Below are 25,311 nucleotides of genomic sequence, written 5' to 3'. Positions count from 1 at the left end.
AGGATTAGATCTATGTAGGGCGTCCCTGTGGACGTCTTTTTGAATGTGGATTTTTATATAAAAAAAGCATGATGAGAAGATATGCTTCTCATCATGCACGGGAGATGATTCAAGGAGAGAATCATCCGGAAATCATCCAATGGCTTTTAAAATTAGATTAGGGCTCGCGCTGAATAGGATGCTCCAGCTCTGAATGGCCCATCAAGCTATCCAGGGCTTCACCGTCCACCAGAATATCGATACTTTCTACTTCATCATATTGAAACATCGTCTGGGTCAGTGCATCCAATGCAAGCAGCTCGCCACTGGTTCCCAATTTGGCCTCATCCGGGATATGAACATCCAAAGTGACTTTGCCCTCGCCGTACTGTAGGGAGAGCAATTCAACTTTTTCCCAGAGGGATACGAGCTCCGAATCGGTATTGTTTTGTAAAGCTTCAAATGTTTTTTTGTATTTCTCGGAATCGTCCTTGTATTCAATTTCCTGCTCTTTTTTCTCAAGTTCCAGTACCTGGGCGTCTGCGAAATACACCTCAACCGCTTGTGTGTTCATTGTGCCCAGATCCACCTTTGTTTCGGAGGGGTTTGGTGACTGTCCCCCCTGAACAGCAGGTTCGGCCGATCCGGATTCACTGACTGGTTTCTGAGCACAACCAATGCCAACTATCATTAAGAAGGATAAGACGAGTGCACATCCCAATTTCGTTTTCAATGGATCACATCCTCCAGCATATTTACATTATGTTTTATCATTTAATTTATACCCAGATATTCCTTAATCCCATCTGCTATCGCTTGAGCGGCTTTCATCTGAACAACATCGGACGACATTAGTTCTTCATCTATAACATTACTCAGGAATCCCACTTCCAAAAGTACTGCAGCCATGGTCGTATCTCTGATCACTTCCAAGTTGCCATTTTTCACACCACGGTCTTTGAGTCCCATGGCTTTAACTAAACGTTGATGAATAATATTGGCTAATTCCTTGCTGCTGCTGCGTTGATAGTAGAACGTCTCTGTACCTGTCGCCTGGGGCGAGGACTCTACATTATTGCCATGGATAGATACAAAAACATCTGCGTTTAATTGATTGGCGAGTCGAACACGCTCCGGGCGAGTGGGATAAGTATCACCGTCACGAGTCATCACCAATTCGATATCCGGTTCATTGAGAAGCAGTGCTTGTACTTTGAGAGCCAATGCCAGATTGTATTCTTTCTCGGGTTTGTTGGTAATGCTGGTTGTGCCTGGATCTTTACCCCCATGGCCTGGGTCGATGACAACGACCTTGCGTCCTGAATCGCCTACAGGAGTTACAGGAACTGTGGCGACATTATCTCCTGTAACATTCAGATCAATAATTAGTTTATCGGCAATCAAGTTCTGGCTGTACTGTACATCCTTCACCTGATTCAATTCAACGACAATTCGAACTTGACCAGGGTCTTGTTTAAAAAGAGAATATCTAACTTCCGTTACATTGGGGTATGCGTCCACATCCAATTTGCCATTCATGTTTTGATTCAACGGTTGCGGTAGATCACCAAACACTGCTCCGGGCAGATCCACGACCAAACGATCGGGATTCTTCAAAGTCGTCATCACGGGTTTGGATTCACCATCCATAGACACGACCAGCTGATTGTTGGCAAATTGGATATCGGTAACACGTGTTAGTGCTGCTGGGTTACCGTTTCCTGAACCGTTGCCCGGCTCAACATTGGGCACTTTACTGGTGTCGGTGTTGATTAAGTATACAATCTTCTCCTTGTTGTTCCATTTCACGTTGAGTCCCATTTGTTCACTGACAAATCGAATGGGAACCACCGTGGTGTTATTTAAAATGAGTGGGGCTGTGTTCAAGGTAACTTGCTTGTCAGCAACCATGGCTTGCTTTTGATCAACGGTTAAAGAAATCGTTTTGTCATTTTGCTGTATCTTTACATTACGTGTATTTTGATTCCAATCCACTTTGAATTTCAAATTCTCCGCAACGACACGAATCGGAATCATAACATTCTTATTCACGATGGTCACCTGAACGTCACTTGGGAGGATTAATTCCTCGCCGTCCAAGAAGATTTTCGATGTGCTTGCAGCGGCATTTCCCTGATGAGGGAGTACAACCAGAAAGAACAGACTCAAAAACAGGAGTAAAATCGTTTTCTTCATTATGCACCTCTACTATTTATCATTACTGTATGGATACTTATCCAGCTGGAACCATTCGGCAAACTCATTACGGCTAATTTTCTTAACAGGCTTCACCTTGTTACTCTCTATGCTATACCTATAAAGTATCATTTGATCAGATGGGTACTCACTGATGTAATCCAGTATTTTTCCGTTTTTTTGCCACAGAATCAGATTGGTACTAATATAATTGGTTGCCCTTGGCAGGTATATAAAGCTCTCTTTCTGAACATTGTAGATGGCTAGTGAGCTCTTGGAGGGATCTCCGTAAGAGAAAGCTATCTGATCTTCGTTGGGTGCCCAGTTATAGTCGGCAATGGTTTCTAAGTTTTTCTTGCCTGCTTTTTTCAATTGTTCATTTAAGTCCGTCACTTCACCCGTTTGAAGGTTAAGCAGCATCAGAGTGTTTCCTGAGCTGCGTTTTGCGTTTACAGCAAGCCATGTATTGGAGTTGGAGGCAACAACACTTGTGATATCGAGCCAATTGTCCTCCAAATCACTCGTTTCAATCGTATGTTTCTGGTTCCCCTTGGTGACGACAATGGATTGAATTACGTTTTGTTCAAATGTGGGCTTACCTTCCAACTTCAATGTAGTAGCGGTTAAAGTAATATTTCCTCCTTTCCAGATGATTTTGTTGGTACTGTTGCTCTTTTTAAACGGTTTGATGCTTGAATAGATGGAAGGAGTTACAGAAGTCGTATTAACGGAAAGTTGTGAAATTCGTTCTGGTGCAGCTGGTTTGGCACCAACAATGGATGACGATGTAGCCGTCAATCCCCCCAGTAATAGCACAGTCGAAAACCAAATAGCAGCGTTATTCATCTTGGTATCTCCCTCCGCTGGTGACAGTTTATAGCCCTCAACATATCGATTCCAAAATATACCTTCGTTATATAAACGGTAAAATTGTAAAAATGTTTCTTTTTTGATCGTTATTTATCTATTTTTATTCATAGAAAACTTCTTGGGAGCATTCCAGTTTGAGCAAAGACTAGCTAAGGCTGGAATAGTGTAATTAAATTTCATAAAATATTTGACTTGTAAAATTTTATATCATATACTGGGTGAAATTATGGCAGGATGACGTGTTCATCGGGTCTGGCGGGAGGTTGTGAATGGATGGATACAGGCAGCTATCCGATGTGGGAGCAATATCGCTTGAAACGGGAGCATTACATCATTGGACTGATGTCAGGCACGTCCCTCGACGGGACGGATGCGGCATTGGTGCGTATTCTGACAGATGACAGCGGGGCATTGCAAAAGATCACTCTGGTTGACTTCGTCTGCGTACCGTACTCCAATGAATTGAGAGAAGTGCTAATTCGACTATGTTCACCGGAGACGGCACGTGTGGATGAGCTGACGGCTGCACATTTTGGCGTATCGGAGTGGTATGCTCACAGTGTCAAAGAGCTTATTCGATCCTCAGGAATCTCGTCCGGGCAGGTGGATGCGATCAGCATGCACGGACAGACCGTATGGCACGCACCTGTAGCTTCAGCTTTTCCAGGGCCAGCAGGCGAGAGTCTTCCAGTGGTGTCCACGTTACAGATTGGCGAAAGCGCCGTTGTACGTGAACGAACGGGCCTGCCAGTGGTCGGTAATTTGCGGGCACGGGATATGGCGGCAGGCGGGGAAGGCGCTCCACTTACCCCTTATGCCGATGCATTGATGTTCCGCAGTCCGGAGGAAGGACGTCTGGTGCAAAATATCGGCGGTATTGGCAACGTTACGGTGCTGCCATCAGCGTCTTCTAATGAAGGTATTTCGGCTTTTGATACGGGACCTGGCAATATGGTGATGGACGCGATCGTACGCCAGGCGACAGGTGGGCGGCAGCACTATGATCCAAATGGAAGCATCGCCGCACAGGGAAGGTTCAATCAGGATCTGGTAGATCTTTGTTTGGACGATACCTATTTCAAAAGGCTGCCTCCCAAGAGTACCGGTCGTGAAGTGTACGGTGCGGCATATGCAGCACGCTTGATGGAGATGGCTGCTGCGCGTTCCTTATCCCTGGAAGATACGCTGGCTACCGCCACTTGTCTGACCGCGGAGACGATCGTGAGAGCAGTGAAGGATTTTATCCTGCCCAAGGTGCACATATCGGCTATGCTCGCCTGCGGTGGCGGCACTTCCAATGCCACGCTAATGGAGATGATCCGTCAGAGACTGCCGGAAGGTATTCGTTTGGAGCGAACAGCAGACTATGGTATACCGGATGATGCCCGCGAAGCGATTGGATTTGCCCTCCTTGGTCATGAGGCACTTATGGGTAGAGCGAACACGCTCCCGGCAGTAACCGGCGCAAAACACGCCGTCATATCGGGCCACCTGACATTGTAGTGCAGCAAGGCTTTTGAATGAGTTGGTGATGCAAGGACGTTTAATCAATTAGACTCTATTGGAATTATAGGATAAAATGCTTGTACATGAAGGCAGTACGGAAAGGAGGAGCGGATGGAAGGCATGAAAGGTGGACTTGTACGTTTACGCGCATTAATGGATGACTTGACACCGTCGGAACGGAAGATCGGAGCTTACATTCTCGATCATCCCCAAGAGACGGTTCAATCCTCGGTGGCACAGCTGTCTGAACGGAGCGGGGGCAGCCCGGCTGCCATTATCCGTCTCTGCAAGTCACTGGGTGTAACGGGTTTTCAGGAGCTGAAGCTGAAGATTGCCGGAGATTTGCAGACAGGTGAGCAATACCAATATACGGAGATTCGTCCCCAGGACTCCATGGAGAGCATTATTCAGCATGTGTCCGCAAATAATATTCAATCGGTGAAGGATACCGTTCATATTTTGGACCCGCGTCTGGTGGAGCAGGCAGTGGATGTGCTTCATCGGGCGAACCGAATCTTTTTCTACGGGGTGGGGGCCTCCAACCTGATTGCGCTGGATGCACACTACAAGTTCATGCGAATCAATCGCACAAGCTTTTCGTTCGCCGATCCGCATATGCAGATTTCGTCCGCAACGACGCTTCGCGAAGATGATGCGGTTGTATGTATCTCGTATTCAGGGGAGACTTCGAACGTGATTTCCTGTCTGAAGCATGCTCGTGAAGGCGGCGCTGCAACGATTAGCATTACCAAGTGGGGGAGCAATACACTCAGTAGTCTGGCGGATGTACCCCTGATGATTACTTCCACCGAAAGCGATATCCGGAGCGGAGCAACTTCGTCACGCATCGCACAGCTGAACGTGATTGACATTTTGTATCTGGCGATTGCCAGCCGCGACTACAACCAATCGGTGGAATATTTGGAGAAGAGCCGGCAGGCTATTCTGGAGCATAAGTGAAGTAGAGCCATATGAATCCCTTTCTGTTTATACAGGAGGGGATTTTTTTGACGGATTATAGCGGCTTTTATAATAAAAAAAATTATAAAAAGAGCCCAGACTAATGTCGGGCTCTTCTCTTTCAACCTCTAGAAATACCCTTGTACGGCTCAGGAAGGACCCACAATGGCGCTACGGACAAATCCGTCAGCCAGATCAAGTCTTCGCTGAGCTTCCACGGCGTCCACGCCTGCCATTAGCATGACGATTGCTGTTTTTACATGACCGTCTGCACCGGCAAAAGCCTGTTCAATATCCACTTCGTTCGCTCCGGTTGCCAGATGGATCATGCGTTTGGCCCGATGGACAAGCTTTTCGTTCGAAGGGTTCAGATCGACCATGAAATTACGGTAAACCTTGCCCAGACGAATCATGGCGGTAGTGGTGAGCATGTTCAGAATCATTTTCTGGGCGCTGCCGGCCTTCATACGTGTTGAACCCATAACAACCTCTGGTCCGACAACAGCCTCGATGCTCACATCAGCCAAAAGGGTCATCGGCGTACCTGCGTTGTTACTCAGGCTGATCACAGTAGCTCCAATCTCCTTGGCGTGTCTCATCGCACCCAGTACATACGGCGTCCGGCCACTGGCTGCAATGCCAACCACGACATCGTTTTCGTCTATTCCATGTTCATCAAGGTCTGCGGCTCCCAATTCCTCGCTATCCTCAGCACCTTCAACCGGGTCCTTCACTGCCCGGAATCCTCCTGCAATAATACCCTGCACCATGGAAGGAGGGGTCCCGTAAGTAGGAGGGCATTCCGAAGCGTCAAGTATTCCCAATCGTCCACTGGTACCTGCGCCTACATAAAATAGCCTGCCGCCAGACTGAAAGGCCTCCAAGATCAGGTCCGCCGCTTGGGCAATGACCGGAATCAGGGGCTGAATGAGCTCTGCAATCCGTTGATCTTCCTTATTAATTAGCTCCATAATTTCTGCCGAAGGCAATTCATCTATATGATCCGTTAGTGGATTGGGTTGTTCCGTTAGTAGTGAGTTCAGCATGTGATTCATCCGTATGGCCTCCTTCTCTCTTTTAAAATGATTCATTCAGGGAACAGCGTCTTCTTGCCAGTTGTGCTGCACCAATCACTGGAGCAGGGGCATCTTCACGATATACAAAGTCCAACTCTCCATAATATCCCGACAACTTCTGGATAAATGTATTTCGGAAAAGCGCAGCGTATCGAAACAACGATCCGGACAGGACAACCTGAGTGGATGCAAATTCGGGATGACGGGCAATCAGCGCCTTGGCGGTATCCGCCAGTTGTGCGGCCTCATCGATGATCAGTGCCCGCGCGGCCTCATCCCCGGATTCAGCTGCTTCTATAGCAAGGCGGGCGATGGATGCTGTCTCGGTTTTACCCCAGTTTGTCTGGTACACCCGTATCTTTAGCTCCGAGATATCCCGAAGTTTCAGTTGCTTTAGAAGAAGCGGTGTTAAACGGGTGGGCGGAAGAACACCGTCATAGCTCTGCATCACCACTTGGAGTGCACGCTGCCCAATACGATAGCCGCTCCCCTCATCTCCGAGCAGATGACCCCAGCCTCCTGCACGGTATCGCTCTCCTTCCAGCGTAAATCCGTACACGATGGACCCTGTTCCTGAGATGCACAATACACCGTGAGTATGTCCAAGAGTGGCCATCAGAGCAATCTCTCCTTCGGATACAACCCAGACTGGACAACCCTCTGATCCCTGTCGATTGCGGCTCTTCATATAGTTATTTACTGCGTCGGCTATAAGTTGCCGCTCTTGAACTGTATCTACACCTGACATGCCGAGGCATATACCTTCACAATTTGTCGATAATTCACTTTTTAGATTGAATAGCTGTTCCAGCACTCGTTTCAGTTCGGAAAGGGCCTGTTCCAGTGGTACGCTGTGAGGATTCGTGGGACCGCCTCTGAGCCGGGCGAGAATTTCTCCAGATTCAGAAATGATTGCTGCATCAGTATTGGTACCGCCTCCATCTACGCCTACATATACTCGCAAAGTGGCTCACCTCGATTGCTTGAGTTTTCTTTTTACATAGTATAGAGGCATAAAATGAAAAAGTAAAATTAAATTTTATAATAAAAAATAATGTTGAATTTTTATTTCATAGCTCATATAATGAACTCAATCTACAATTTTGGAAGGAATTAATACTGTTAATGTTAACTAAGTTGACGTTAATATTGCATTTAAGAGATTAATCCTGCGTACGTTCAGGTCTAATCCATAAGGGAGGTGCATTTTCCTTACTGCCACGCTCAATAATCAGTTAAGTCGTTTAAGGATGGATCATTTCAAAAGGGGTAGCATGGTTAGGCAATGCAATTATCGGGAGACGACACGCGAAGGAGATGAAGGGATGAAAAAGAAGGGTCTGGTATGGGCAATGTTGTTGATGATGGTCTGGGTTACTGCCTGCGGGAATAGCGGGGGCGCTGCTTCAGATGATCCCAATGCGGAAGATACGGTGACCGTATGGACTTATCCAGTACATGGGACATATGAAGATGAACTGAAGGATCTGATCGTTGATTTCAATAAAGAACACCCGAACATTACCGTGAAGACGGAAATGCTCTCCTGGGCGGAAGGGCCCAAAAAATTCGATGTCGCTCTGAACGCGGGCAACCCGCCGGATCTTTACTTTCATAGTGTAGACGGCACATATGTGAATACGGGATTGGCACTTGAGTTGGACAGCTACCTGACACCTGAGATCAAGGATGACTATCTGCCAGGTACGCTTGAATTAGGTCAGATCCAAGGGAAACAGTACGGACTGCCGTTGTATCAATTCCAATGGGCATGGGGTGGCAACAAACGCATTCTGGAGGAAGCGGGCATTGACTGGAAATCCATTCAGCAAAATGGCTGGACCTGGTCCGAATTCAACGCTGTCGCTGCCAAGCTGACCAAAACGCTGGATGGTGGGGCTAAACAATATGCACTGGTTACCGACGGAACCTCGCTTGATTTCATTGAAATGTTGTCCCGAAACAACGGCATGATTGATGTTCTGGACAAAGCTGGCACGTTCCAATGGAATGATGGGCGCATTCTGGATACGCTCTCTTTTATCAAAAATCTGATGGATCAAGGTTATATGCCGAAGGAAACGGCTGCTCTTGCTCCAGCAAAACGGACGGATATGTTCTACGCGGGGGAAACGGCGATCATCTCCAAAGCGATTCCTTATTATGATGTGATGATTCAGAACCGCAACAAGGATATTGACGACGGCAAGGTACAAGGGGAGAAAATTGATTTTGTCCTGCTGCCTGTACCGCATAATGACGATCAATCTGCGGCAACAACGATGGGCGGCGAAGGGTATGTAGCCTTCAAACAGAAGAAGGACAAAGGTGAGCAGCATGCCAAAAATACGTTCCTGGTCATGGAGGCGCTCAGTGGTGCCAAAGCAGGGAACTCGGCCAATGAACTGGCGCTCCCATTCGTAAGACAATCCCAGGTAGATCTGTTTAAAGGAAAAGAACTTGGTCAACCGGATAATCTGGCTGCTGCGAAAGTCATGGCAGAGAATATCGCTATGCCGGTTGTACTGGAACTGGATATCGACAAAGCATCACAGCAAAAACAATTCAAGGAACAAGTTGTGAAGCCTAACATTCAGGCGCTGTTCTCGGGTGAGAAGACACCGGAGCAGATCGCAGAAGACTTTAAGAACAAAGGCCAGCAGATGTTTGGACAATAACTCGGACCATACAACATAACGCAAAACCACACTGATTAGGAGAGGAGGATTCGCCATGCAGACCGCCCTTGCGCCAAAACCGTCTGTGCCCCGGACTTCCCGGGCTGCCCGGTTTTGGCGAGACTACGGGTGGGCGTATTTGTTTATTTTGGCGCCTGTCCTGCTGTTTCTCATTTTCACACTGTATCCCGTTCTGACGGCTCTCGTGATGAGCTTTCAGAAATACAACATTATGAATTCCACGTGGGTTGGATTGGATAACTACGAGCGTTTGGTGAAGGATGAGACGTTCTGGAAGTCGATTAAAAATACACTCATCTTTACTGTAGGCACGGTACCGGTCAATATTCTCATTACATTTGTACTGTCCTACTTCATCTTCCAGATGAAAAGCAAGTGGCAGACGTTCTTCAAAGCAACATTGTACCTGCCTGCGGTAGCATCCGGGGTAACCATCTCCATCGTATGGCTGGCGATCTTTGACCCGACAGATTCGGGACTACTGAACCGCTTCCTCAGCCTGTTCGGCCTTGATCCGGTGATCTGGCTGGGCCAGTCGGGAACGGCACTCTTTTCACTCATTCTGATGAACTGGCTGGGATCGCACGGAGCGGGCATTATTCTGTACTTAGCAGCCATGGGCGGTATTCCGAAATCGCTGTACGAAGCGGCGGATATTGATCATGCCAGCGGCTGGACCCAGTTCAGCAAGATTACATGGCCGCTGCTCAAACCAACGACGCTATATCTGCTCGTGACAGGTGTGATCACGTCTTTCCAGGTGTTCATCTCGGTGTATCTGATGACACAGGGTGGACCGAACTTTGCGACAACAACAATCGCTTATCTGATCTATGAGACGGCATTCAAGTTCTATGAGTTCGGATTGGCTTCTGCGCAGTCGTTCGTACTGGCGATTATCATCATTGTCATCTCCGTCATACAGTTCAAATATTTCTCCAGCGATATTGAGTATTAAGCATCCGGGGGTGAATGAAATCCATGAAATCAACTCAGAAAAAGACACTGCTTGTCGTTGCATCCATTTTGCTGGTGGTCTGGGCACTGGTGACGGTCATTCCGATGTACTGGATGCTGGTCGGTTCGGTGCAGGATAGTGCGATGTCGGCTTCCTTCAAACCGCAGATGATCCCGGAGCAGCTGTCGTTATCACCATATGAGCGCTTTTTTGCCAAAACCGATGCGTGGCGCTGGCTATTTAACTCGCTGCTTATCGCGGTCATTCTGACCGTAACAAATGTGTTCTTCGCTTCCCTGGCGGGATATGCGTTCGCCAAACTGAAATTTCCGGGAAGTCAGGCGGTATTCTGGACCTTGCTGGGCACGATGATGATTCCGGCACAGGTGACGCTGATTCCCTTGTACATTCTGATGGTCAACGTGTTTGACCTAGGGGATACGTATACGGCGATTATTCTGCCTGCTGCGGTCAGTGTGGGCAACATTTTCTTGATGAAACAGTTCATGTCAACGCTGCCCACATCGCTGATTCATGCGGCACGTATTGATGCATGCAGTGAGTTCGGCATCTTCTGGAAAGTAATCCTGCCGATGGCGAAGCCAGGGATCGCGGTGCTGGCGATTTTCACGTTTGTAGCTTCGTGGAATGAATTTTTCTGGCCATTCCTGATCACTAACTCCAACGAGATGCGCACCGTTCAGGTGGGGCTGGCTTCGTTCGTATTTGCCGAATCAACGGACTTCGGCGCAATGATGGCTGGAGCAACGATTGGCGCGCTGCCGATGATCATTCTGTTTTTCTCGCTTCAACGTTATTTCCTACAAGGCATTACGATCGGTGCAGTAAAAGGTTAATTCNTTTGCCGAATCAACGGACTTCGGCGCAATGATGGCTGGAGCAACGATTGGCGCGCTGCCGATGATCATTCTGTTTTTCTCGCTTCAACGTTATTTCCTACAAGGCATTACGATCGGTGCAGTAAAAGGTTAATTCCTATATATGTTCAACTAAACATTTACACCATAACGGAGAGGACAGAAATAACCTGAAGAAGCGAAAGCGTTCGCCTAAAAGCTTTCTAAAAGAAAGCTACATCGGAAGCATACGCTATTACCGGATTTCCCCTTTTATAAAGGAATCAAGGAAATCTGGGGATAACAGCGATCGGAAGGTTGTTCTGTCATCGGAGTGCCCGTGTAAATATTCGTTAGTGGAGCTTATATAGTTCAGGACAAGCGACAATGTAAAGGGGGATCTACCTATGGCACGCGTGGAGTTTCGCCAAGTGCGCAAAGAATTCAAAGACGATCATAAAGGAACGTTCACGGCTGTGGCCGGCTCGGACTTTGTTATAGAAGATAAGGAATTCGTGGTTTTTGTGGGTCCTTCGGGCTGTGGCAAGACAACGTCATTGCGGATGATTGCAGGACTGGAAAAACAGACGAGCGGCGATATTGTCATCGGGGAACGGGTCGTGAATGATCTGCATCCGAAGGATCGCGATATCGCGATGGTATTTCAGGATTATGCGCTTTATCCGCATATGACGATACGTGAAAATCTGTCCTTTGGCCTGAAAAATCTTAAGAAGCCAAAATCCTATATCGATGAACAGGTACAGAATGCTGCCGCCATTCTGGGGCTGGAGGCGATGCTGGAGCGCAAACCGCGCGAGCTGTCCGGTGGTCAGCGCCAACGTGTGGCGGTAGGGCGTGCGATCGTCCGTGATCCGCAGGTGTTTCTGTTCGATGAGCCGCTCTCCAATCTGGATGCGAAGCTGCGGGTACAGATGCGGGTGGAATTGGGGGAGCTGCATAAGCGGCTCGGTGCCACAATTGTATACGTCACGCATGACCAGGTGGAGGCCATGACACTTGGGGAGCGAATCGTGGTCATGAATCATGGAGATATCCAGCAGGTGGCTTCACCGAAAGAATTGTATGCGAGTCCACGTAATATGTTTGTTGCCGGATTTATAGGTTCCCCGGCGATGAACTTCATTGATGCCCGGATTGAAGGCACGCAGGTTGTCGTGGACGGTGCATCATTTACCTTGCCAGAGGATGTACTCGCTCGTCTTCAGAGCCATCAAGGCAAGCCGGTAATTATGGGGCTGCGTCCAGAGCATATTTTTGGTGACGATGTCGCTCCGAATATCCCGACAGATCATATGCTGCAGGCGCGGGTTCAAGTAGTAGAACATCTGGGCTCCGAGAATCTGGTGTATTTCCATTCGGGTGCCCGTACCGTTACGGCCAAGGTTCACCCGGAAACACATGCTTATGTAGGCATGGACAAAAATTTTGTACTGGACCTGCGTAAGGCGCACTTTTTTGACCCGGAGACGGAACTGGCGATTGGACGGGAATAAGAAACGAGCTGCAAGAAAGGGAGTGTGGGGATGCGTAAGCTGAGTGAAGTATTGGTCAAATCGGGGGCGGAAATCTATCGGGATATTATTCCGGTGGCCCTATACAGTGTTGTCAGCTCCATCGTGCTGGTACCCATTCTGATGTTTGCTCCGCTGCCAATCGCGGTTCTGCTTTTGGCCGTGATTTATATGCCAATCCTGTTCGGTGTCAGTTATGCCGTACATCACAGGCTGGAACGCAAGGAACGCCGCAATGGGCTTAAGGATATCTGGAACGGAACGATAAAGGGATTCATCCCGGGAGGAGCAGTCGGTGTGCTTTTCGCGGTGCTCGGCTTCATTCTGTGGTCTACCTGGTGGTATTACGGCGGACGGGGCGGGATTACAGGTACAGCAGTGAGTATGTTCCAAACGTTCTTCGTCCTCATGGCGCTGATGTCGCAGTTCTATACGTGGCAGCTTGTCCTGCAAAAGAATATGGGCATCATTCAGGCGATGGGGGAGAGTGTGAAGCTATTCTTCCGTCATCCGGGATACACGATGGGAGCCTGTTTTCAGGCGCTGTGCCTGACGGCTCTGCTAATGCTGACGGTTGTTGGCTTCGGAGCGCTGTTCGCGGGCATGTTTGCCATCTATCAGCATAAGGTCGCCCTTAATGTGCTTGAACCCGAAGAGGAAGCAGCCACATCTGGCGGCAATGACCACCAACATACGGGGTGGATCAGCCAGGGGAATGTGTGATGAGTGTAAAAACTGGAGTTGATCTTCTTTCCGGAGGATTTTCCCACCCATGGTTATGGGATGCGCGTGTTGGCTTGATGACAAACCCTACGGGTATTACGGCCGACTTTGTCTCTACGGTGGATGTTTGTGCCAGCTTGGCAGGTGCCAAGCTTACAGCGCTTTATGCGTGCGAGCACGGGCTGGATGGTGAACTTCAAGCTGGTGTCCGATTCGGGAATACAGTGCATCCACGTCTGGGCATCCCTGTGCTCAGCCTTTATGGGGAACACAAGAAACCTACACCTGCGATGCTGGCTAAGGTGGATACGGTGCTGTTTGATATCCAGGATGTGGGCGTCCGTTATTACACGTATGCATCAACCTTGTTTCACATGATGGAGGCCTGTGCCGAAGCAGGCAAACGTCTGCTGGTGCTGGACCGACCCAATCCGCTGGGCGGGGATGAGGTAGAAGGCGGCCTGCTAAGCGCGGGGTATGAATCACTCGTTGGCGCTTGGCGTGTTCCTGTCCGCACCGGACTGACGGTCGGTGAACTGGCTCTGTTGGTCAACAGTGAGATGGAGGTGCCCTGCGAACTGGATGTGATCGCAATGGAAGGATGGCGGCGCTCCATGGAGTTTACGAATTGTGGGCTTCCTTGGATGCTGCCCTCTCCCAATATGCCCACGCTGGACAGTGTGCGGGTGTATGCGGGTACTTGCCTGTTCGAAGGCACCAATGTATCGGAGGGCAGGGGCACGACCCGCCCATTTGAGTGGATTGGAGCACCCTGGATTGAGGGTGAACAACTGGCGGAACGCTTTCGGGAACACAAACTGGAGGGTGTACATGTGCATCCAGTGTACATCTCGCCAACCTTCTCCAAACATGCAGGTGAGCTGTGTGGAGGTGTGAGGATTTTCGTGACAGACAGCAGGGCATTCCGGGCGGTAGATACAGGTCTGGTACTTTTGCATGAACTGGCATCGCTCTATCCGGAGCAATTTCGCTGGTTGGAGCCGCCACAGCCGGGTTCCCGTTATTTTATTGATCTGTTGACCGGAGGCAGGAAAGTCAGGGATGTCATTCATGACCGTGAAGAATTAGTACGCTTGATGGAAGATTGGAAGGCAGAGGCAGAGGAATGGAAGGAACGGCGGAAGCCGTTTTTGCTATACCCATAAAGAGTGAAATTCATCAATAGAATGTCGCGTAATGTACGGATGATGTTTGTCATGGGGAGGAGGCATGGAATGAGTGAGCCAAAAGAGATATACGCGTTGAAGCTGAAACAGATGACCTTGCGTGAGAAAATTGGACAAATGCTGCTTTGCGGCTTTCATGGCACCGAGGCTGCCGGGGAAGTGGACGTTTTTCTGCGAAAGTATCCCATTGGCGGCGTAATCTATTTTGCGCGCAACGTTGAGTCGCCGGAGCAGGTAGAGCGGCTATCGTCGGGGCTGCAACGGATTGCTGTCGATAGCGATAATGTACCGCTTTGGATATCCATTGATCAGGAGGGCGGCATGGTGGCCCGGATTACCGAAGGGATCGCCCTGATGCCGGGACAAATGGCGATTGCGGCAGCAGGTTCCATCGAGGATGCATACCAGGCAGCCTATATCAGTGGGATGGAGCTGAGATCGATGGGAATTAACATGAACTTTGCTCCGGTCCTGGATGTAAATAATAACGCCGCCAATCCGGTAATCGGTGTGCGTTCATTTGGGGAATCACCGCAGTCCGTGGCAGCGTATGGGGCCAGGAGCATTGCGGGAGTCCAAGATGCTGGCATTTCAGCGACAGCCAAACATTTCCCAGGACACGGGGATACGGATACCGATTCGCATCTGGATCTCCCGGTCATCACCCATGATCGGGAACGGGTAGAGCTTATGGAGCTGATTCCGTTCCGAGCTGCCATAGCGGCGGGTGTCGATGCGATGATGTCGGCACATATTTATTTTCCGGCTCTGGAAGCGGAGCGTCTGCCTGTGACACTATCGCGAACCGTGTTAAGTGGATTGCTTCGTCAGGAGCTAGGGTATGACGGCATGATTGTAACGGATTGTATGGAGATGGACGCGATTGCCGCCAACTATGGCACGGTCGATGCAGCTGTGATGGCGGTAGAGGCAGGCGCAGATCTGGTGTTAATCAGCCACACAGCTCATCTTCAGGCAGGGGCGTTTGAAGCGCTGCTGGCAGCCGTGCAGAGCGGGCGAATCAGCGAGGCTCGCATTGACGAATCTGTAACCCGGTTGCTGAAGTACAAGGCAAAACGAGGCCTGCTGGAGAAGGGAATAAGCACAGGTGAAGATGAAGTGCACGGTGTGGTGTCGACATCATTCTCCGCTGAGGTATCAACTGATCCAGCTTCATTAAAGCGCCAAGAGCGTAACCAACCGTTACACCAAGCGGTGGCCCGCCGAATCAGTGAGAACAGCATCACGCTGGTGCGTGATCAACTGAACATGCTGCCTTTGAAGCCGGAACGCACATTGGTCATAACGGTTGCTACATCTGTGACAACGATTGCCGATGAACAGCTGACTCAGGCGGTCACTCTAGGTTCGGCATTGTCGCACTGTGGTCTGGATGTGGTCGAAGTAACAGTCACGCCTGAGGAGGTTGCCATTCGTTCTGCCCGTCTGCTTCAAGCTGCCGAAGAGGACGACGTTCGCCAGATTGTGGTGGGGACGTATAATGCAGGCAGTGCCTCTGGTGATCCGCAGTGCAGGTTGATCGGCTGGCTGCAGCAATTGGGCAAGCCGCTCGCTGTTGTGGCGCTCCGCAGTCCCTATGATCTGCTTGCGATCCCGGAGGTACAGGTGTATGTGGCAGCGTATGAGAGCAGGCCGCTTGCCATGGATAGCGCAGCCCGGGCGCTGATGGGGCATATTCCTTTTGCCGGGAAACTTCCTGTATCCATAAAGTAGACAGGCGTTAAATGACGAACGAGCGAAAGTATGATCCGGATGATGAAGACCGATATAGCAGAAGGGACGATCCTATAATGGACCGTCCCTTCTACTATATCTAATGAATAATTACAAAATTATTGCAAATTCAGTGCCTGAGCTGTCTTAGCCTCGACTTCATCCATGAGCGAAGTCATATCCATACCCGCATGATTACCAAGCAGAATAATGGTAACATCGTCTGTTAAATTGCGTGAGAACGCTGTGGCAAAACCACCGCCGCTACCGTTATGGAAGACGGTACGATTCTGATCGTTTTCCTTGAGAATCCAGGCGTAGCCATAATTTTTATCCGAATACGGCTCATACATCTGTTCAATCGTATCCTGGCTCAAAATTTTGTCAGTGTACAGTGCCCGATCCCACTTCAGCAAATCGTCCACAGTGGAGTAGATCGTCCCTGAACCTGATTGTGAAACATAATAAGGGGCAGTCACCCACTGTTTATTCTCCGCAACGAATCCGCTATTTGTATGGACCTTGTGGGAAGCTTCTCCGGAGTTCTTCATGCCGAGCGGCTTCAGAATGGTCTGTTGTACATAATCGGCATAACTCATGCCAGACACCTGTTCAATAACATAGGCCAGCAGAACATAACCACTGTTACTGTACAAATAGGCACTACCCGGTTCAAATTTCAATGTTTTGTGCCGTATTTCCTCTACCGTTTCTTCCAATGAAGTGCCTTCACCCCGGCCAAAGGCGGATGGAAGACCTGAAGTCTGAGATAACAGCATATGGAGCGTGATCTGATCTCCCTTCGGTATACCGGAGATGTACTTGGATATTGGATCTTGCACATCGAGCTTTCCTTTTTCCACCAAGCTGAGAATGGAGGCTGCGGTGAAGGATTTGCTCAGAGAGGCAATTCTGGTCTTCTGATCCGGACGATTCAGCGTCTGTTCATCCGCTAGTCCATAGCCTTGGCGAAGCAGGACTTCTCCATTGCGGGCAATCAGAGCCATGCCGGGAAAATTAATTTCGCGCAAATAGCTGTCTACACTGGCGACTTGACTATTTAATAGGCTTACTTTGTCCGTCTCGATATTAACGCTCATCTGCCCTGAGGCTGTACGTTGTACTTTAATATCCGCCTTGAGTGCATTGGCAAGCGCACGGACAGGTAACATCAGGGTGCCATTAATAGTGCGGGATTGCACACCGGAGGACAGACGAACCTGATTAACCTGGATGAAGTCACTGCCAGACTGATGAACCAGCTTGTCTCGACCAACGGTAATCGTAGCCGTTTTGGTACGAGCTTCCCATTTCAAGGTGCCATTTACAGAGGTAACCACATCTCGCAATGGAACATACGTTGTACCTTTGTATACCAGGGGAGCATTTTTCCACGATTGTTCTTGACCATTTACTTCAATGTGAACTGTTTGCGCCTCTTGTGCTGCGGATGCCGTGAAACTAGTTTGTCCCATAATGGGGCCTGCACAAAGAATGAGGGCTAACAGAATACGGAACATAGATGAATATAATCTGGTAACAGGTTGTTGCACATGTGACTTGCGTAAGATTCGAATCCTCTCCTTCCAGTCGTTTCATGGATAACCAGCTTATGAGATATTGTAAACGATCTCGAAGAGGGGGTCAAAACGGGGAATGAGCATCATTTTCTATTATCCTAACAAAAATAATGTAATTTCGATTCATTTTAGTATCCATACATAATATTTTTACTACATTTGTCCGATAAAAAAGGGGTGAAGATGATGATGGGGGATATTTAAATGAAGAAAAGGATTCGCAATTGGTTTACATTAACGGTTAAGAAACGTCTGATCGCTTCGTTGCTCTTGTTCCTGATTGTACCGAGCATTAGCGTGGGATGGTTGTCTTATTTAAAAGCAGCAGACCAGGTCAGGGAAGAAATCATTCTTTCTGCACAGGCCAAAACGGAAATGCTCAGTCTGCAGATTACTCAAATGCTGGATATGGAGAAGGATAACGCTGCACAGTTTGCAGCGGGTATTACTTCAACAGATATTATCAATAAATCCCCAGCTGTTCAGAGACAAATGGATCGTATGTCCAAGGCTCACAAAGAATTGGGTGTTATAACAGTAGGTGCTGAAGATGGCAGCTGGATGAAATCACCTGATCCCGGAGCGCAGATCTATGATCCACGGGAACGCAGCTGGTATACGATGGGCATGTCACAGGATGAACCAATTATTTCGGACACGTTCCAGTCGGTAACCACGGGTGAATGGGTTGTCACCGCCGCTGCCAAGCTGGCCGATGGTAAAGGGGTAATTGGAGCTAATGTAAGTCTCAATCATCTGAAAGAATCCGTTGATAAGATACATATTGGTGAAAAGGGAAAACTGTATATGCTGGATAACGGCGGGAAGTTCCTGTTCCATTACAATATCGAATCCGGTGTGCAGTCCAATGAGAGCTACATTAATGAGATGTATAAAAAAGATCAAGGAACTGTAAAGTACACGTATGAGGGACAAGAATTGGAAGCCGTATTCTATACGAATCCCGAAACAGGCTGGAAAATTGTCGGTGAGATGGTTCCTTCTGAAGCAGCAGATGCAGTAAGACCGATCTTGATTCGTGCCTATACTCTGGTAGGGACCTCGTTGATCATTGGTATTATTCTGCTTGTGTTCATTATTCGCAGTATTCATCGTCCATTGTTGCAACTAACGCAAGCAGCATCCAAAGTAAGCGCGGGTGATCTGACAGTTCGTGTAGGTTTACAGCGCCGTGACGAGTTTGGACAACTCGGTGCAAGCTTCGATACCATGACCTCATCGCTACGTAACGTTCTGGGCGAAGTACATGATACATCGAGCCAACTGGCAGCATCCTCTGAGGAGCTGATGGCGAGTTCCGAACAGACATCCAGAGCGACGGAACAGGTTGCCGAATTGATGCAGGATGCAGCGTCAGGAACGAACAAACAAAACGCCAGTCTTGCTGCAACGGGTCAACTCGTCGGTGAAATGTCCATAGGTGTCAAAGAAATCTCATCGAGTGCCGAAGACACGGCTCGCATAGCTGTAGAAGCATCTTCCAAGTCCGAAGCGGGTATGGTTACGGTGGAAGAGGCGGTTGCTCATATTCAGAAGGTGAATAATGAGAGTGAGGCCATGGCTGCTGTCATTCAGGATCTTCGAGCGAAAAATGAAGAGATTGTTGAGATTGTGGCCGAGATTACCAACATCGCCAAACAGACCAACATCCTTGCCTTGAACGCATCCATTGAAGCTTCAAGAGCAGGTGAACAAGGTCGAGGCTTTGCTGTCGTGGCCAATGAAGTAAAATCGCTAGCCAACAATTCGGGCAGTGCTGCCGAACGTATTAATGAACTTATGCGTGAGATGCAAGAGAAAACAAATGCGGTACAGTCTACCTTTGCCCTTACAGGAGAAGGCATGATTAAAGGTACGCAAATGATTACGGAGGCGGGAGAGGCCTTCAAAAATATCCGTAGTGCTGTGCAGTTGGTTGCTGCACAAGCTGGAGAAGTGTCGGCAGCTTCCCGTCAGATTGATGGAGGCATGAGTCATGTGTCCAAGGAAGTGAACGCCACCATTGAATTATCCAATCAGATTGCTTCAGGAACCGAGGATGGTTCAGCTGCTGCTCAGGAGCAGCTCGCTACAATGGAAGAGGTTGCAGCTTCTTCTGCGGCATTGTCCCGTATGGCTGAAGATCTGCAAAGCATGATTGAGAAATTCAAGTTATAGTTCAATAGCATTTCTCGAAGGAGACTGTGGGGTTGTAAACCCTGCAGTCTTTTTCTCGTTGGTGTTCTTCGTTAATCAACGTTTTATGAAGACTCGAAACGCATCTGTTCTGTAAAAGTGAATCTGTCTCTCCCTGAATGTCTTATCCTGTGGTATATTTCTAAATTAAAAGTAATCCGCAAGATGTGGATGACATGGAGAGGGGATGAACCGGATTTGGATAAATCCATACCACTGACATCCGGGCCCGCAAATACCGAAGAGGTGTTGGATGATGCTTCATTTATGCAAGGGGTTAAGGACTGTATCCCAACACTGCTTGGATATTTAAGTATTGGGTTTGCAGCGGGTGTCATTGAAATGACGGCAGGCTTAAGTTTGGCAGAAACGGCTCTGCTCAGTCTGATTGTATACGCTGGATCAGCTCAGTTTATTGCCGCAGGCATGCTTGCCTCGAGTGGTTCAGCGACTGCTATCATTTTCACCATATTCTTCGTGAATCTTCGCCATCTGCTGCTGAGTGCAGCCGTATCACCGTACTTTCGTCATCTGACGCCGCTTAAAAATATGTGGATCGGATCGCTGCTTACCGACGAGTCCTTTGGCGTGGCGATGACGCGAGCGATTGGCCGGAAAACGTTGAGTGAGCGCTGGATGCACGGTCTGAACATTACAGCATACCTGAATTGGTTTGTGGCGAATATGGCGGGGGCTTACTTTGGACGCTGGATAACCAATCCCGAGCGGCTTGGACTTGATTTTGCCCTGCCTGCAATGTTTATTGGTCTGGTTGTGCTTCAGCTGATGCAGCGCAAAAATAAAAAATTACACATCAATGTGGCGATCATCGCCGTTGTCTGTGTAATCTTCGCCAGCATGGCTTCACTTGGCAGCATGAGTGTCATTGTGGCTGCGGTCATTGCGGCAACGATGGGAGTAGTGATGGAACGATGGAAGTAAGATGGGATGTATTCTGGATTATAATGGGTTCAGCTTTGTTAACGTTCATCCCGCGCGTATTGCCGCTCATGCTGTTCAGTAAAATACAGATTCCGATGTGGCTGTTACGCTGGCTTGAATATGTACCCGTGGCGGTCATGGCGGCACTGATTGGTCAGGAACTGTTTATGGCGGACAACCAGTTGTTGCCGATTACACATAATCCAGCTCTGTGGGCAGCACTGCCTACGATTGCTGTAGCCATCTGGACACGAAGTCTGCTCGGAACCGTACTTGTCGGTATTGTTGCAATGATGATTTTGCGGTACTTGATGGGATAATATACGGGGCCTTTATTGGATCAGGTAAATCCTTCGCTCTAACGGTTAATAATGTTCTATAGGATCGTAATAGAGCGAAGGGAGCTAAATCCATGAGCAACTCGAAGCACAGAATATTGATTACGGGAGCAGCGGGAATCATTGGTCGCAGTCTGCTGGAGGGACTGAGGGGAAAGGGCAAGTATGACATTGTGGCTGCCGATCTTCATGATGATCCTCAAGCAGGCATTGTAGCGATGGATGTGACCGACGGAGAACGACTGAAAGAGCTAATGCAGGGGGTTCAGACGGTGCTGCATATTGCATGGGCCAAGGATGAAGAAGATTTTCTGGGCAAAGTTCTGCCGATCAACGTAACAGGGGCCTACCATGTGTATGAAGCTGCACGGTTGAACGGTGTACAGCGGGTTGTTTTTGCGAGTTCAAATCATGCGACAGGGTTTTATCCAACAGGAGAAGATATCGAAGTGGATGATCCATATCGGCCAGACAGTTTCTATGGGCTCAGCAAATGTTATATAGAGCTGCTTGGGCAATATTACGTGGATAAATATGACTTGTCGTCATTCAATATTCGAATAGGCAACTTCTCGGGCGATGCACATCCACACTCTGAGCGTTCCGCACACATTTGGATCTCTCCCAGAGATATGGTCCAGCTTGCTCAGTGCTGCATTGAGGCGGATTCGAGCATGAAGTATGTTAATCTATATGGAACATCAGCGAATACGGACAATTATTATGATATTGGATATCTGGCACAGAAGATTGGGTACCGCCCGGAGGACGATGCAGCAGAGCTATGGGAAGAAGCGAAACGTAAGGGATCGCCGGATAAGCAGGATGAGACGGAATATCAGGGCGGAGGATACGTCGCGAAAGACCCGAAATCCTGAAATCCTGAAATCCTGGAATCTTAAAGACCTGAAACGTCTCATAGACGTAGAGAACTGCGGGTGACATTGTGGGCAGTACAGCGCGGAGAGTTAACTGATAACAATCGTTCTGAAAACGCTATTTTCTATTGCGCCCGAAAGGGATAAAATGGAGACTGAAGGGTTAAGGTTTTCATTTTACATACAGGAAGGAACGGTTTTGACTATGAGTACACATTCATCCGTTATACTTTTTCAGGGAGACTCCATTACAGACGGAGGGAGATCGCGCAATGATGATCCGAATCATTTTCTCGGGCATGGCTATGCGTATCTGATCTCAAGCAAACTGGGTGTGGAACTGGCAGCCAAACAGCCAACGTTCTATAACAGAGGAATTAGCGGGGACCGCGCTTCCGATCTGTATGCACGCTGGAACGAGGATACTTTTAGTTTGAAGCCAGATCTGATTAGTATTCTAATTGGTGTTAATGATGCATGGCGTACCATGAATGGCGAACCTAGTGGAGTGACGGATCGTCTTGGACGTGCATATCGTCATTTGCTGGAGGAAACACGGGAAGTAATGCCGAATACCGGGCTGATTTTAATGGAGCCGTTCATTCTTAAAACCGGAGCTACAGTGGAGCTTTGGGACACTTGGCAGGAGCGTATCGGGCAGTATCAAAATCTGGTCCGTGAACTCGCAAGTGAGTTCGGAGCGGTCTGGGTACCTTTGCAGCAAACGTTCAACGATGCTCTCGAACAAGCTGACGCAGCCTACTGGTTATGGGATGGTGTGCATCCAACCGCAGCGGGTCATGAGCTGATTGCACGTCAGTGGCTGTCCGTTGTACAGAATTCTCCACTTGCGATTGGTTAATAGAATTAGCAATATCCAGCCTGCGCTAAAAAGCTGAATGTAACGAGGAACCCAGGTGGGTTCTTCGTTTTTTTATATTTGGAACAGGAATTGTGTGGTTAATTTGGATGGATATGATGGATAACTCTTCAAATGTATAGCATTATCCGGTAAAATGAAATCGGTTACATATAATGAAGGTTTCGTATTCCATATAGATTAGGGTGAATTCAATGGAAAACACCAATCAAAGTAAAGTCAGCTCCATATCCATGCCGGACTCTACGGTCATTCAACAGGCTGTACATCAGATGGTACAAGACAGAAAGAGGAGTCAGCAGGCTCTGCTTGCTTCAACACCCTCGATCTATTCTATCGATGCCATTGGAAAGGCATTATTGCAACCAGAGCTAACTTCTTTCTACACAGATCTGAGCAGCTATGGGGAACGTGCCTTGAACGAAAGTTTGCCTTCTCTGTCATTCGGTCTTTATCGGAAGTTTGGGGATACCGGGGAACGAAAGTTGTATGAGGATGCGTACTTTGAACGCAGGGGAAGTCTGGCGGCAATAGCGCTGCTCGCTGTGGATTTGAATGCGCCGAGATGGATAGAGACATTGGAAGATATGTTGTGGGATGTATGTGGTGAGTATACATGGTGTTTGCCTGCACATTTGGGTTCGGGGGGAGTGGAACAGGTCACCGGTAATATTGATCTGTTTGCCGCGGAGACGGTACATATGCTGGCCGAAATCGTGACCATTCACGCGGATCGACTGGATCCACGTATCATCCAGCGGATTAGGGCTGAGGCCGAGCGACGCATCTTCACACCACTCTATCGGGAACAACGTACCTATCACTGGCAAGATGCAGATCATAACTGGTCTGCTGTGTGCAGCGGATGCTGTGGCATGGCTGGATTATTACTGTTGGAGGAAGAAGCGATTCTGACGGAATCGGTCGGTCAGACGATTCGTTCCATGCAGTCATTTCTGAGTGGCTATGGTATGGATGGCGGCTGTGCAGAAGGCATTGGTTACTGGGTGTATGGGTTCGGCTATTTCGTCTATTATGCCGACATGCTGCATGAGAACAGTGAAGGTAAGTTGGATCTGCTGAGTGGTTCGAAAATAGCGGCGATAGCATCCTTCCCACTGCGGGTTCATCTGTCAGGAGGAACCTTCGTGAATTATTCGGATAGTGCGGAGCAGCAGGAAATTCCTTCGGGCTTGCTTTCACTTCTGGCATCTCGTTTCGGTATACAGATCGATCTGCCGTTTCATATTCCATTGTTTACCGATGATCCCTGTCATCGTTGGGCTCACCTGCTGCGCAACGTGATGTGGAGCAGTCCGGCAATGTATTTGCAAGAAGCGGAGGTTGTTCCTTCGGAACGAGTGATCAATTTTGAAGATTTGGGCTGGATGATTGCCAAGGGAGCACTTGATTCTCCAAGCGCAGATCTTACCAGAGATGAACCTCTAGCTATTGCTTTTTCCGTCAAGGCCGGGCATAACGATGAACCCCATAACCATAATGATCTTGGGCAATTTATGATTCATTGTGGTGGCGAAAACATTCTTTGTGATCCGGGAGCAGGGCTGTACACACAAGCCTATTTTGCTCCGGGTAGAGAGCAATTGTTCCACATTAGTTCGTCCGGGCATAGCGTGCCCCGGATTGAGGGGAAGGAACAGAGCTCAGGGCGCGAGGCGCAAGCACAGATTCTTGAGGCGAAGGTTTCGGACGATGACCGTACACTGGATGCCTGTTTGGAACTGACAGCAGCTTATCCTGAAGCGACTTCGCTCGCTTGTTATACACGCCAGCTGCATTGGAGCGTTCCTGTTAATGATGTCGGGAGCGTGGCAGAACTTCGTCTGAAGGATCGATTTCAATGGAAAAACAGAGCGGCTTCTTCATCAAGCACGTTACATTCGGTGGGAGAATTGCAACGGCCGAGTGTGACGGAGCGGTTTATGAGCAGAAAGTTACCTGAGAAGGTACATGAGGGGCAGATTCAATGGCATGGCGAGAGAGCAACGGTATGTATGACGTACAATGCAAACCAATGGCAGGCGGATATAGAGGTCATTAATACGGTTGATCATGACAATGTGCCAGTTACATTTTATCGGACATCACTTGAATGGCGAGAGCAGTCGGATAACTCCTTTGCAGGAAGTGAGGAAACTGATCTACCGGAGACGGTGTGTGAGCTGAAGTTCACGATTGATCCAAAGTGAAAGATGG

21 protein-coding genes are annotated in these 25,311 nt (G+C 48.6%); 15 read left to right on the top strand and 6 right to left on the bottom strand.

What is annotated here, in order from left to right; translation table 11 throughout:
- Positions 1-157 precede the first annotated feature (157 nt).
- The 3 genes from CS562_RS26820 to CS562_RS26810 are packed head-to-tail and all read right to left on the bottom strand — an operon-like array spanning position 158 to position 3,021.
- A complete protein-coding gene (locus CS562_RS26820; protein WP_083679029.1) occupies positions 158-712 on the bottom strand; it encodes a GerMN domain-containing protein in 555 nt (184 codons plus the stop codon).
- 41 nt (positions 713-753) lie between these two features.
- Positions 754-2,175: an N-acetylmuramoyl-L-alanine amidase family protein gene (locus tag CS562_RS26815; protein WP_076290728.1), complete on the bottom strand. Its 1,422-nt coding sequence runs from the start codon at positions 2,173-2,175 to the stop codon at positions 754-756.
- Between the two features lie 12 nt (positions 2,176-2,187).
- Positions 2,188-3,021, bottom strand: a complete 834-nt coding sequence (locus tag CS562_RS26810) for a hypothetical protein (protein ID WP_099858702.1) — start codon at positions 3,019-3,021, stop codon at positions 2,188-2,190.
- Between the two features lie 297 nt (positions 3,022-3,318).
- On the opposite strand from CS562_RS26810, the gene CS562_RS26805 reads away from it, so the two are divergent.
- Both CS562_RS26805 and CS562_RS26800 read left to right on the top strand, forming a co-directional pair.
- Positions 3,319-4,548, top strand: coding sequence for an anhydro-N-acetylmuramic acid kinase (locus CS562_RS26805; RefSeq protein WP_099858701.1), 1,230 nt, complete (start codon positions 3,319-3,321; stop codon positions 4,546-4,548).
- A 123-nt stretch (positions 4,549-4,671) separates the two neighbouring features.
- On the top strand, positions 4,672-5,511 hold the full coding sequence (locus CS562_RS26800; protein WP_064642976.1) for a MurR/RpiR family transcriptional regulator: 840 nt from the start codon (positions 4,672-4,674) through the stop codon (positions 5,509-5,511).
- A gap of 149 nt (positions 5,512-5,660) precedes the next feature.
- Here the strand turns inward: CS562_RS26800 and murQ are convergent, their stop codons facing one another.
- Both murQ and CS562_RS26790 read right to left on the bottom strand, forming a co-directional pair.
- Positions 5,661-6,566, bottom strand: coding sequence for an N-acetylmuramic acid 6-phosphate etherase (murQ, locus tag CS562_RS26795; RefSeq protein ID WP_099858700.1), 906 nt, complete (start codon positions 6,564-6,566; stop codon positions 5,661-5,663).
- Positions 6,567-6,588: 22 nt separating this feature from the next.
- Complete coding sequence (locus CS562_RS26790; protein ID WP_099858699.1) at positions 6,589-7,551, bottom strand: N-acetylglucosamine kinase; 963 nt, start codon at positions 7,549-7,551, stop codon at positions 6,589-6,591.
- A gap of 361 nt (positions 7,552-7,912) precedes the next feature.
- Between CS562_RS26790 and CS562_RS26785 the strand changes: the two genes are divergently transcribed.
- The 7 genes from CS562_RS26785 to nagZ all read left to right on the top strand — a co-directional run bounded on the left by CS562_RS26785 (position 7,913) and on the right by nagZ (position 16,280).
- Positions 7,913-9,265, top strand: coding sequence for an ABC transporter substrate-binding protein (locus CS562_RS26785; RefSeq protein WP_099858698.1), 1,353 nt, complete (start codon positions 7,913-7,915; stop codon positions 9,263-9,265).
- Between the two features lie 55 nt (positions 9,266-9,320).
- On the top strand, positions 9,321-10,244 hold the full coding sequence (locus CS562_RS26780; RefSeq protein WP_076290722.1) for a carbohydrate ABC transporter permease: 924 nt from the start codon (positions 9,321-9,323) through the stop codon (positions 10,242-10,244).
- Positions 10,245-10,267: 23 nt separating this feature from the next.
- Positions 10,268-11,101, top strand: coding sequence for a carbohydrate ABC transporter permease (locus CS562_RS26775; RefSeq protein WP_076290721.1), 834 nt, complete (start codon positions 10,268-10,270; stop codon positions 11,099-11,101).
- Between the two features lie 407 nt (positions 11,102-11,508).
- Complete coding sequence (locus CS562_RS26765) at positions 11,509-12,618, top strand: ABC transporter ATP-binding protein (protein ID WP_099858697.1); 1,110 nt, start codon at positions 11,509-11,511, stop codon at positions 12,616-12,618.
- 30 nt (positions 12,619-12,648) lie between these two features.
- Positions 12,649-13,359 carry a hypothetical protein gene (locus CS562_RS26760; RefSeq protein WP_099858696.1) on the top strand — a complete coding sequence of 237 codons (711 nt, stop codon included), beginning with the start codon at positions 12,649-12,651 and terminating at the stop codon, positions 13,357-13,359.
- Complete coding sequence (locus CS562_RS26755; RefSeq protein ID WP_099858695.1) at positions 13,359-14,525, top strand: exo-beta-N-acetylmuramidase NamZ family protein; 1,167 nt, start codon at positions 13,359-13,361, stop codon at positions 14,523-14,525. The genes CS562_RS26760 and CS562_RS26755 overlap by 1 nt, the downstream gene beginning before the upstream one ends.
- A gap of 69 nt (positions 14,526-14,594) precedes the next feature.
- Complete coding sequence (gene nagZ, locus CS562_RS26750) at positions 14,595-16,280, top strand: beta-N-acetylhexosaminidase (protein WP_099858694.1); 1,686 nt, start codon at positions 14,595-14,597, stop codon at positions 16,278-16,280.
- 119 nt (positions 16,281-16,399) lie between these two features.
- Here nagZ and CS562_RS26745 read toward each other — a convergent pair whose 3' ends face one another.
- Entirely contained in the window at positions 16,400-17,755 is a 1,356-nt protein-coding gene (locus CS562_RS26745; RefSeq protein WP_180287226.1) for a serine hydrolase domain-containing protein, read from the bottom strand.
- Between the two features lie 309 nt (positions 17,756-18,064).
- On the opposite strand from CS562_RS26745, the gene CS562_RS26740 reads away from it, so the two are divergent.
- The 6 genes from CS562_RS26740 to CS562_RS26715 all read left to right on the top strand — a co-directional run bounded on the left by CS562_RS26740 (position 18,065) and on the right by CS562_RS26715 (position 25,304).
- Complete coding sequence (locus tag CS562_RS26740) at positions 18,065-20,038, top strand: methyl-accepting chemotaxis protein (RefSeq protein WP_099858692.1); 1,974 nt, start codon at positions 18,065-18,067, stop codon at positions 20,036-20,038.
- A gap of 285 nt (positions 20,039-20,323) precedes the next feature.
- Positions 20,324-20,998 (top strand): AzlC family ABC transporter permease, encoded by a 675-nt coding sequence (locus CS562_RS26735; RefSeq protein ID WP_063568035.1) that lies wholly within the window; start codon positions 20,324-20,326, stop codon positions 20,996-20,998.
- On the top strand, positions 20,989-21,318 hold the full coding sequence (locus tag CS562_RS26730; protein WP_072734985.1) for an AzlD domain-containing protein: 330 nt from the start codon (positions 20,989-20,991) through the stop codon (positions 21,316-21,318). The genes CS562_RS26735 and CS562_RS26730 overlap by 10 nt, the downstream gene beginning before the upstream one ends.
- 92 nt (positions 21,319-21,410) lie before the next feature.
- Positions 21,411-22,214 (top strand): NAD-dependent epimerase/dehydratase family protein, encoded by an 804-nt coding sequence (locus tag CS562_RS26725; protein ID WP_099858691.1) that lies wholly within the window; start codon positions 21,411-21,413, stop codon positions 22,212-22,214.
- 205 nt (positions 22,215-22,419) lie between these two features.
- On the top strand, positions 22,420-23,076 hold the full coding sequence (locus CS562_RS26720) for an SGNH/GDSL hydrolase family protein (RefSeq protein ID WP_076290760.1): 657 nt from the start codon (positions 22,420-22,422) through the stop codon (positions 23,074-23,076).
- A gap of 212 nt (positions 23,077-23,288) precedes the next feature.
- Entirely contained in the window at positions 23,289-25,304 is a 2,016-nt protein-coding gene (locus tag CS562_RS26715) for a heparinase II/III domain-containing protein (RefSeq protein WP_099858690.1), read from the top strand.
- Positions 25,305-25,311: the final 7 nt, after the last annotated feature.

Origin of the sequence: Paenibacillus sp. LK1, assembly GCF_002750415.1 — a bacterium.
GTDB lineage: Bacteria > Bacillota > Bacilli > Paenibacillales > Paenibacillaceae > Paenibacillus > Paenibacillus taichungensis.
The sequence above is the reverse complement of the archived record's forward strand: the minus strand, read 5'-3'. Positions and strand labels throughout refer to the sequence as shown.